Annotated in this window: 1 protein-coding gene; it reads left to right on the top strand. The window is 64.7% G+C overall.

What is annotated here, in order from left to right:
- Positions 1–57: 57 nt before the first annotated feature.
- Positions 58–1,012 (top strand): NAD(P)/FAD-dependent oxidoreductase (locus AD72_RS32500; RefSeq protein WP_031470473.1); only part of this gene is annotated, 955 nt, incomplete at its 3' end.

Here is a 1,012-nt window from a genome sequence, read left to right as displayed (position 1 = left end):
TACGGGACAACCTTTAGGGTGGGGGTCTGGAACTCGTCACGGATAAGGTGCGGATCGATGACTGAGGAGTATCACCACGTGGTGATCGTAGGCGCGGGCTTCGCCGGCGTCACGGCCGCGAACGAACTTGCCGCCAAAGGGATCGATGTCCTGCTGATCGACAGGAACAACTACCACCAGTTCCAGCCGTTGATCTATCAAGTGGCGACGACCCAGATCGCGGTCACGGATGTGGCCCGGCCACTGCGGGCGATGTTCCGCCGCAAACCACCGGTGTGCGTCAAGACCGCCGAAATCACCTCGATCGACCCGCGCGAACGCGCGGTCACCACTGCGGATGGGATCACCTACCGTAGCGGGTTCCTAGTAATCGCTACAGGAGCCGAGGCGAACTTTTTCGGTATTCCCGGAGCCGCCGAGTACGCGTTTTCCCTCTATTCGGTCAACGACGCGGCCAAATTACGTTCGCGCTTCCTCGGTGCTCTCGACGCCGCTGACCGCGACGAGACCTATATCGACAAGGGCGCGCTCAACGTGGTCGTCGTCGGTGCGGGCCCGACCGGTGTCGAGACCGCGGGCGCGGTAGCCGAGAGCATGCGCAGCGCCGTACCCGCCTACCTGTCCCCGGCGCTGGCCGCTTCGGGGCGGGTCTACCTGGCCGACATGCTGCCCACGGTCCTGACCCCATTCAACGAGAAGTCACAACGGTATGCGATGACGAAGCTGCGCGAAGCCGGTGTCGAACTCCGGCTCGACACCGGCGTGACCGAGGTCCGCAAGGACGGCGTGACGCTCTCCGATGGCACCGAGATCCTCTCCCGAACCGTCGTGTGGGCAGGTGGTCTCAAGGCAAGCTCGCTGCTTTCCGGTACCGGACTGCCACTCGGCAAGGGAGGACGGGTCGAGGTCGCCCCCGACCTGACCGTGCCCGGGTTCGAGGGCGTCTACGCGCTCGGCGATTCGGCCAATATTCCGGACGCTGCGGGGTCGTTGCTCCCCCAGCTCGGTTCGG

Source organism: Sciscionella sediminilitoris (assembly GCF_000737195.2).
Taxonomy (GTDB): Bacteria; Actinomycetota; Actinomycetes; order Mycobacteriales; family Pseudonocardiaceae; genus Sciscionella; species Sciscionella sediminilitoris.
Note: the sequence above shows the minus strand (reverse complement) of the source record. Positions and strands in the feature narration are given on the sequence as shown.